At 42.6% G+C, this 9,321-nt stretch carries 10 protein-coding genes and 2 tRNA genes; 10 read left to right on the forward strand and 2 right to left on the reverse strand.

The window, feature by feature from the left end:
* Positions 1-58: 58 nt before the first annotated feature.
* The 10 genes from QZ019_RS07750 (at position 59) to truA (ending at position 7,225) form a co-directional block, all read left to right on the forward strand.
* Positions 59-134: transfer RNA gene (locus QZ019_RS07750), tRNA-Lys, on the forward strand.
* A gap of 10 nt (positions 135-144) precedes the next feature.
* A tRNA-Val gene (locus tag QZ019_RS07755) sits at positions 145-221 on the forward strand.
* A 314-nt stretch (positions 222-535) separates the two neighbouring features.
* Positions 536-1,510, forward strand: a complete 975-nt coding sequence (accD, locus tag QZ019_RS07760) for an acetyl-CoA carboxylase, carboxyltransferase subunit beta (protein WP_295483887.1) — start codon at positions 536-538, stop codon at positions 1,508-1,510.
* A complete protein-coding gene (folC, locus tag QZ019_RS07765; RefSeq protein ID WP_294567941.1) occupies positions 1,510-2,832 on the forward strand; it encodes a bifunctional tetrahydrofolate synthase/dihydrofolate synthase in 1,323 nt (440 codons plus the stop codon). Before accD ends, folC begins: the two co-directional genes overlap by 1 nt.
* A gap of 2 nt (positions 2,833-2,834) precedes the next feature.
* Positions 2,835-3,554, forward strand: a complete 720-nt coding sequence (locus QZ019_RS07770; RefSeq protein WP_295483890.1) for an SPOR domain-containing protein — start codon at positions 2,835-2,837, stop codon at positions 3,552-3,554.
* 9 nt (positions 3,555-3,563) lie between these two features.
* Positions 3,564-4,346 (forward strand): Nif3-like dinuclear metal center hexameric protein, encoded by a 783-nt coding sequence (locus QZ019_RS07775; protein ID WP_295483893.1) that lies wholly within the window; start codon positions 3,564-3,566, stop codon positions 4,344-4,346.
* A 2-nt stretch (positions 4,347-4,348) separates the two neighbouring features.
* A complete protein-coding gene (folE, locus tag QZ019_RS07780; RefSeq protein ID WP_295483895.1) occupies positions 4,349-5,005 on the forward strand; it encodes a GTP cyclohydrolase I FolE in 657 nt (218 codons plus the stop codon).
* 9 nt (positions 5,006-5,014) lie between these two features.
* Entirely contained in the window at positions 5,015-6,040 is a 1,026-nt protein-coding gene (locus tag QZ019_RS07785; protein ID WP_050778996.1) for a glycosyltransferase family 2 protein, read from the forward strand.
* Entirely contained in the window at positions 6,027-6,431 is a 405-nt protein-coding gene (locus QZ019_RS07790) for a GtrA family protein (protein ID WP_295483899.1), read from the forward strand. The genes QZ019_RS07785 and QZ019_RS07790 overlap by 14 nt, the downstream gene beginning before the upstream one ends.
* Before the next feature lie 8 nt (positions 6,432-6,439).
* A complete protein-coding gene (gene truA / locus QZ019_RS07795; RefSeq protein WP_289512189.1) occupies positions 6,440-7,225 on the forward strand; it encodes a tRNA pseudouridine(38-40) synthase TruA in 786 nt (261 codons plus the stop codon).
* Here the strand turns inward: truA and QZ019_RS07800 are convergent.
* Both QZ019_RS07800 and QZ019_RS07805 read right to left on the reverse strand, forming a co-directional pair.
* A complete protein-coding gene (locus QZ019_RS07800; RefSeq protein ID WP_295483901.1) occupies positions 7,218-8,390 on the reverse strand; it encodes an MFS transporter in 1,173 nt (390 codons plus the stop codon). The two genes, truA and QZ019_RS07800, sit on opposite strands and share 8 nt — an antisense overlap.
* Before the next feature lie 596 nt (positions 8,391-8,986).
* A partial coding sequence (locus QZ019_RS07805) for a transposase (RefSeq protein WP_295483904.1) occupies positions 8,987-9,321 on the reverse strand: 335 nt, incomplete at its 5' end.

Raw genomic sequence — 9,321 nt, forward strand, 5'->3', positions numbered from 1 at the left:
TGGTCGCGGGTTCGATCCCCTCACGACCCACCATTTAACACCTGATATAAGCTGGGTTGGGTCGTTAGCTCAGCTGGTAGAGCAGCGGACTCTTAATCCGTTGGTCGCGGGTTCGATCCCCTCACGACCCACCATCAAAAATTTGGACGCTTAGCTCAGTTGGTTAGAGCATCTGCCTTACAAGCAGAGGGTCGTAGGTTCGAGTCCTATAGCGTCCACCATCTGATTAGATTCCTTCTTAATTTTTTCAGTCTTTCTCAATAAAATTCTTATCGCACTCTTGCTTTATTGCAGTAAAATCTTCATAGTGTGCACTAAATCTCAATGTGCGCTATAATCGCACATCAGCTTTAAATGATTGTGCTTTATTTTTTGTTTATATAGATTTTAACAGCACATAACGCCGGACTTGGGTTGATACCGAGTGCTTTATTAAAATAAAGGCTGTAGGTATAAAAGCTCGGCATTAAGATCTTTTACTTATAAATAAGATCTTGCTTTTAGTTTAAAACGTTCGCATTGTTAAGGAGCAGGTATGAGCTGGCTTGAAAAGATATTGCCTAAAAGTGACAGCAACAGCAAACATGAAATCCCCGAAGGCGTGTGGACCAAATGCGATGCCTGCGACCAGGTTTTATATCGTGCAGAGCTTGAGCGCAATCTTAATGTTTGTCCTAAATGCGGTCATCATATGCGTATTAAAGCGCGTGTTCGCTTGGATTCTTTTTTGGATCCGCAGGATCGCAGTGAGATTGGTGCAGATTTAGCTCCTACGGATATTTTAAAATTTAAAGATTTAAAGCGTTATAAAGATCGCTATACCCAGGCGCAAAAAGCCACCGGTGAAAAAGACGCTTTAGTAGTGGAAAAAGGTTTTTTAAAGGGGATTCCGGTCGTTACTGCCGCTTTTGAGTTCTCTTTCATGGGCGGTTCAATGGGCTCTGTCGTCGGTGCCCGTTTCTGCCTTGCCGTAGAGGAGTGCATTAAAGAGCGCCGTGCTTTAATCTGTTTTTCTAATTCAGGCGGAGCACGCATGCAGGAGTCATTGTTTTCTTTAATGCAAATGGCTAAAACCTCAGCCGCTTTGTCAAGATTAAGCAAAGCGGGTTTGCCGTTTATCAGCGTTATGTGTGATCCGACCATGGGCGGCGTATCGGCATCTCTTGCTATGTTAGGTGATATCAATATCGCAGAGCCGAATGCTCTTATCGGATTTGCAGGTCCTCGCGTAATTGAGCAGACAGTGCGTGAGACTTTACCGGAAGGATTCCAGAGAGCCGAGTTCTTAAAGGAAAAGGGCGCAGTCGATATGATTGTTTCTCGTCGCGATATGCGCGATGTGATCGCTTCATTATTATCAAAATTGATGGTTCGCCGCGAAAATCCGCTAATTAAAGATACCGTTGATTCTCATGCCGAGGTAACTCAATCTGTATCTGAAACTCATTCTGCGCATACTACTTCAACAAAGAGCGGAACTGCCAAAAAACGAATCAAACCGCGTGTTTAATGACTGAAAATTTATCTGTTAAAAATCGATCTCTTCAAGAATGGCTAGGCTATCTTGAAGGGATTGATCCAAATCGAATCGAGCTTGGCTTAAATCGAGTCAAAGTCGTCGCAGCCAAGCTTAATCTCCTTAAAATAGCCGCATATACTATAGAAGTTGCCGGAACTAACGGTAAAGGCTCAACTGCAGCTTTAATTGCCGGTGCTTTAAATAAGTCGGGCATCAAAACAGGTCTTTATACTTCCCCACATCTGCATGTTTTTACCGAACGCGTTAATATCGGCGGTAAAAATGTTGATGAGGCTTTATTGTGCAAGGCCTTTTACGCTGTTTATGAAGCTGCAGAACAGTGTGGAGTAAGTCTTACTTATTTTGAATATACGACTTTAGCCGCTTTTTATTGTTTTAAAGCGGAAAATGTTCAAGCTGTCGTGCTGGAAATAGGTCTTGGCGGCAGACTTGATGCCGTTAATGTGGTTGATGCGGATATTGCGGTAATTACTTCCATAGGATTTGATCATACCGCCCTTTTGGGTAATACCCTTGCTAAAATCGCTTATGAAAAAGCCGGAATTATTAAAAAGGGAGCCGCAGCTTGCGTTGTAGGCAAAGTAGATTTTGAAGCACTTAACGTAATTGAAGCTAAAGCAAAGGCCGAGAATGTGCCCCTTTTTTGTGAAGATAGAGATTTTAACGCAGATTTTTCCGATGACGGATTTTGGTATAAGCAAGGAAATAGGTCTGATTTTTATCCTTTGCCCAAAATTCCGTATATTTGTGCGGCATCTTCTATTACGGTTTTGAATTTATTAAAAAATTTAGGAGCAGATATAACCGTCTCTGCTGTCAACAGTGCTTTAAAAACCGTTTCGTTGCCCGGAAGAATGCAGAAAATATGCAGTTTCCCTACTATATATTTTGATGTTGCGCATAATCCTCCTGCGGCTTTGCATTTAAAGCAAAGTCTTAGCAATTTGCCGCAAACAAAAGGAATAAAACGCGCCGTTGTCGGAATGTTAAAAGACAAAGACATTGAAAGCGTATTGCATATTCTTAAAGATTCGTTTGATATGTGGTATGTTGCTTCTTTGCCGGGCGCTCGCGGGCAAAGTAAGGAACGGCTGAAGGATGCTTTGGAACAGGAACTTGGGAAAAACGCGGTTTTCTGTAATAAAATTAAAGATTACTCCTGCGTAAAAGATGCTTTGCACGCAGCTGTCGATGAAGCGCATGCAGAAGATACGATTATTGTTTTCGGATCTTTTGTGACAGTTGGAGAGGCTGGCGATTGCGTAGACACAATAGTTAAAAGAGAGGAATAAGCATGGCTTTTGGTAGTAAATTACGAAACCGCATTGTCGGCGTGCTCGTGATTGTATCGATTATTTTAATTTTATTGCCGGTAATGATGCAGGATCGCCCTGTTCCAAATGAGCCGATAAATGAAAAGCCGATTGCTGTAAATGAAGATGGCGCAATTACCGATGCAAACGGTTTGCTTGCATCTCAATCTCCTGATTATGCCGATTTGCTTGAGCCTTATGATGATTTAAATAAAAACGAAGAGGTTTTAAACGCGCAGCCTTTGCCTGTCGCACCGACGGGAAAGGTTGAGGTTTTGGATCTTCCTGATGACGGTCCGTTTGCCGGATCAAATACCGGTAAACAAGCTGTAGCAGACGGTAATAATGCTCCTAAGGAGGAGATTTTGGTTGCTAAAAAGCCGGCCTCAGAGTCTAAGCCTGCTGAAAATAAGGTAACAAAACCTGCAGCTAATAAATCAGAACCGGCAGCAAAACCTGCCGATAAAGGTGCTTATACCGTGCAGGTCGGAGTGTTTTCACAAGATTCAAACGCTCAAAATGTCGTGAAGAAATTAAATGCCGCCGGAATTTCATCGAGGATTGAAAAAGTTAAAGTTAACGGACGCACTTTAAATCGCGTATACGCCGGCAGCGGAAATTCTCGTTCTTCTTTGCAGAAGTTATTGCCGCAAATTGAAAAACTTACGGGAGCCAAAGGCAAAATCGTCAGTGTGAAATAGGATCTTTTTATGGAAAGAAGCAAACTCATAAATTATCTTGATGAATATCTTTTGGTAAAAGATTTTGCATATGATCCTTCAGTTAACGGCTTGCAGATTGAAGGATTTGATGAAGTTGAGGTTATAGCTACTTCTGCCGATGCATCTTTGGACTCAATTGATGCCGCTTGCGAGCTTGGAGCTGATACGCTTATTGTTCATCACGGGCTGTTGTGGCAGGGAGATGACAGATCTATTACAGGCACGTTTAAAGATAGAGTAAATGCGGCTTTAGAGGCTAATTTAAATCTTATCGCTTATCATTTGCCTTTAGATGCACATCTTCAGGTTGGCAATAACGCGTTTTTATGTTCGCTTTTAGGGGACGGTGACAGTGATTATATTGTTCCCGGCGATAAATCTTCAATTGCCATGCGTAAAGTTTTAAATAAGCCTAAATCCGTTAGGGAGATTTGCGCTCTTTTATGCAGGAAACTTGATTGCCGCGTCGGTATCGTAGGTAATGTTTCGGAAGATTTTTTGTTAAATGATTTTGCCGTTTGCTCAGGATCTGGCGGGTCGGTGATTGATAAGTACCGCAGTCCTTCTTTTGACGCGCTTATCACCGGAGAAATCAATGAGCAGACGTATAATGCCGCAATTGAAAGCGGAACAGTTGTTTTTATCGTCGGACATCATGCGTCAGAACAGGATGGCGTAAGACTTTTAGGTGAGGATTTGGCGAAAAAGTTTAATCTTACTCACCATCATTTGCATTTTGCTTATGAAAAGAATATCGCGTGGTTTGAGTAATAATGAGTGAAGAGAAAGATCTTTTACCGGAAGCAAAGCTGGTTCGTGATGCTTTAATTGAGCGCGGTCTTGAGACTCCATGGCATGATAACGGTCTTGATGACGTTGAAAAGCGTCGCCGTATCGCTGCATGCATGACGGAAATTATGGAGACTTTAGGTCTTGACTTGCAGGACGACAGCCTGACAAAGACTCCCGAGCGTGTGGGTAAAATGTTCGTAAATGAGATTTTTTCAGGTCTTGATTACAGAAATTTTCCCAGCATCACTTTAATTGAAAATAAGATGCACTTTGATGAGATGATCAAGGTCAAGGATATCTCATTAACATCAACCTGCGAGCATCATTTTGTGGTTATAGACGGTATGGCAAAGGTTGCATATATGCCCGGTACCAAAATCATCGGTTTATCCAAAATCAACCGTATCGTGCAGTTTTTTGCCAAACGCCCGCAAGTTCAGGAGCGGATGACGCAGCAGATATTGGTAGCGCTGCAGACTCTTCTTGATACTAAGAATGTTGCCGTGACTATTACCGCAACTCACTACTGCGTGAAAGCTCGCGGAGTCAAAGATCCTACATCATCAACCACTACTACGGCACTTGGCGGACACTTTAAGCATAATCCGTCATCCCGCCATGAGTTTTTAACCGATTAGGAGATGGCAATGAGAAAAGAAGATTATCTTATATCTCTCATTGTGCCTGTATATAACGAAAAAGAGACTATCGAGCTTTTCGTTAATACAGTTGAGCAGAAATTGGCCTCTATTTGGCAGCATATCGAAATTGTTTTTGTCGATGACGGATCTAAGGATAATTCGGCGCAAATTGTTGAAGGTCTTATTGCTAAAGGCAAACCGATAAGTCTGATTAAGTTGTCGCGTAATTTTGGAAAAGAAGCGGCAATGAGTGCGGCCCTTGACTTGGTCAAAGGTGACGCTGTTGTTCCGATGGACGTTGACCTTCAGGATCCTCCTGAATTGGTGCTTGAGTTCGTCAGAATCTGGAAGGATGAGGGGATTGATACCGTTTACGGCGTACGAGTTGATCGCTCCCAGGATACGGAAATTAAACGCGTAACTTCAGGCGGATTTTATTATGTCTTTAATAAACTGTCCAATAAAGTGAAAATTCCGGCCAATGTCGGAGATTTTCGCCTTATTGACAGAAAAGTAGTGGAAGCGGTTAAAACCTTAGGTGAAACCAATCGTTTTATGAAAGGTCTCTTCGCCTGGCCTGGTTTTTCATCAAAAGGCGTTGCCTATGAGCGTCCGCAACGCTCTGCCGGTACCACTAAATGGAATTATTGGAAGCTGTGGAATTTTGCCCTTGACGGTATCGTATCTTTTTCATCTTTGCCGCTTAGAATCTGGTCTTATATAGGATGCGGCATCGGTCTTTTGGCGATTATTTACATGATTTTCATCATTGTCGATACTTTTATGTTCGGCGTGGATGTTCCCGGTTACTCTTCAACCATGTGCGTCGTATTGTTTTTAGGTGCGGTGCAGCTTATTTCCATAGGTGTTTTAGGTGAGTATTTAGGCCGCGTTTCCGAGGAAGTAAAACATCGCCCGGTATTTGTCGTATCTAAGATAAAAGGTGCGTTGTCCGACAAACTTGAGAAGGGAACTGTGAGAACTCATAACGGTTTATATGTAAACGACAGTAAAGAAAATGACGGACAATAATTTTTTAGTAAAAGTATCTCAAGGCGGAAAATTTTACGAGTTAGTCCGTTTCGTGATTGTCGGCGGAGTCGCCACCGTGACTGATTTGGCGGTATCAATCGTTTTATTCTTTGCCTTTTCCGATATGAGCGAAAACGCAATTACGACGTGTGCTTTTTGCGTCGCATTTTTTGTGTCGTATTTCGGTCATCGCTATTTTACTTTCAAACAGCACGGCAATATCTTTAAGTTTTTGCTTCTGTCCTGCTCCATGCTCGTGCTGCGCAACATTATCGTGTTTGTTTTAGTCAGGATCTGGATGACGGGGTTGGCGCCTATCATCGTTGCTATGGCTCTGGTTACGGTAATAACTTATTTAGTATCAAAATTTATGGTCTTTAAGCAAAAGTAGGGGGATGTGTGCGAGTAGCCTTAGGTGTTGAATATGAAGGATGGAACTATGCCGGATTTCAGCGTCAGCCCAATGCTGTTACCGTGCAGGGCGAGCTTGAAAAGGCTTTATCAATAATCGCCGATGAGCAGGTATCCTTAGTTTGCGCGGGACGTACCGACGCCGGGGTTAATGCCACGGGACAGGTCATTCATATTGACATCACCAAAGATAGAAGTGAAAAAGCTTTACTTTTAGGTACTAACACAAAGCTGCCTTCCGACATCGCGATCACTTGGGCAAAAATCGTCTCTGAAGACTTTCATGCAAGATTTTCGGCAAGAGCCAGGCGCTATCGTTATATTATTCAAAACACTATGCACCGTCCCGGGGTATTAAACAAAGGCGTCAGCGTTTATCACGGCGATTATGATATTGAGCTTATGCAAAAAGCGGCAAAGATCTTAATCGGAGAGCATGATTTTGCCTCTTTTAAAGGGGCAGATGAGCAGTCTTCTTCAACCTTTCGTTGTGTACACTATATTGAAATCTCGCGCCACGGTCCGTTTATCGTTTTTGATATTGCCGCTAATGCGTTTTTAAACCATATGGTACGTAATATTGTCGGCAGTCTGCTTTTGGTGGGTTCAAAAGTAAAGTCAACGGCATGGTTTGAAGAGGCTTTTAAGGCCCGTAATCGTGATGCGGCGGGACCTACGGCTCATCCTGACGGTTTATATCTTGTCGATGTAACTTATCCTATGAGCTTTAATTTGCCTCGCCGCGAGTTTATCGGGCCGTTATGGCTTAGCTGATGCTTTTAATACGGCGCTTTCTAAAGGCAAGGCTGCCGCAAATTACCAGAATAATTGCGCCAAAAGGAAGAAACAGCGCGTTTTCAAGACCGACATGCTCAGCTAGAAAGCCAAGTAACGGCGGAATCACCAAAAGTCCGGAGTAGCCGACAAAAGACACGATTGCTGATGCGGTCTTGGGGGATACGTCTTTACTTCTGCCGGCGTTTGATATGGCAATCGGGAATACCGGAGACAGTCCGATCCCCATGAAAACGTAACCTAAAAGACATAAGTAGGGACTTGGAGAGGCGATAACTATTGATATGCCGATAAGAGCAAGCGTTCCGCCGAATAAAATCATCTTGCTGTCGCCAAAACGGGCCCGGAAGTGATCGCCTGCAAATCTTGAAATTGCCATAAAGAGGGCAAAAGTGCCGTACGCAAGAGCGGCAAGACCTTCATCTGCTCCTTTTGCCTGATGCAAAACAATGCTGCCCCACTCGGCAACCGATCCTTCGGCACAATAGGAGAACATCCCCATAAGTCCGCAGAATACGATGAAAATAGGGAGCTTGGAAGTTTTGGTAGTTTGTTCTGCTGATTCTTTTTGAGGAGACGGCTCTGCTTTTACAGGGTCGCTTAATAAAAAGCGGCGTAAATAGGAAAAAACGCTTAAAAGTATTATGCCTACGATACTGAAATTGATAAGCAGCGATAAATCTGCAAAGGCAAAAATTGATCCGATGCCTGATCCTAAAAGACATCCGGCACTGTAGCAGGCGTGCATCGAAGAAAGACAAGGCTTTTGTCTTTTTTGCTCTAAAAAGATGGCGTGGGTGTTCATGCAGACATCAAGATAGGCACAGGCATATCCCCACAGGGCAAATAAGGCAAACAGAATTTCTCTTGAATGCACTAGAGACATTAAAAGGCAGATAAGGAGAAAAGAGCATAAAGAAACGCTTAAAACGGTTTTGACCTGCAGCTTTTTTAATACTTTGCTGATGGTAAGAAAACCGGTTAGTGAGCCAACCCCTAAAAGCATTAACGCAATTCCGACATCGGAATCGGTGATGCCGGTTTGCGCTTTTAGCGCAGGAAGTCTTGCTGTTACCTGGGTGTAAATGATGCCGCAGGAGAGGAATACGAAAAATCCTGAAAATAATGAATATTTACTGTGCATATGATTTTGCTAAGTTAAAAAAATTTATAAAAAATGAAAATTTTTCAGATAAATATGAGAGTTAGGCAGAAAACTATTCAAGCTGACAGTGAGTCGTGAAGAACATGCAACATACCGGAAGGTCGGTATCGGCAATGCATATAAAAGGTACAACGTCTAACATAAATGTACTTAGAAAATATACATCATCTTGATGAACGCGCATAAGCTTAGCACATTGAAGTTGATTGTAAAGCTTATTTAAAAAAGGATTTTTGAGGTGTTTAAGGTCTTGGCAAAACAGTCTGTCTGCTGCAGGTTGTAAAAATTTACAGGTACTGTTTATCAGTGAGATTTTCTGTATTCCCGACTAAAACCAGTAAATCTCAAATTCATGCTTTTATTTTGCACATAAACCTTGTTTTGCTGTTTTATCTTAGGGAAAAAAATGTTTATCAGCTCCAAAAATTGGCATTTGCTGAATACTCATTTGTGGATTTTTATAATCTTCTTTGCATTAATCGATAAGGAGAATTTTGATGTTTGACATCCTCACCGGCCTAAAGGCCGAAGATCCTACCGCTAAACAAACAATACTGCTATTGTCGTTTAGCCTACTAGGCGGGTTCCTGCTGCCGACCTCTTATGAGGTTCGCTTGACAGGCCATCCGGGCAAGTCCTGCCCTTCTTAAGATGTTGTGTGCGGCATTATGGTCGGCATGTGCCTCATACCCGCACTTTACACACCTGAATATCTCCTGCTCTTTGCGGTTGTCTTTGCTTATATGCCCGCATTTTATGCAGGTTTGACTGGTGTGTTTGGGGTTTACTTTAATCAGTATTCCACCCTTAAGTTTGAGCTTATATTCAAGATAAGTGAAAAATTTATGCCACGCTTCATTTAAAATAGAGCGGTTCAATCCCGACTTGGCTTTAACCTTAGTGCCGGGAT

This window comes from uncultured Succinatimonas sp. (genome assembly GCF_905203285.1).
GTDB lineage: Bacteria > Pseudomonadota > Gammaproteobacteria > Enterobacterales > Succinivibrionaceae > Succinatimonas.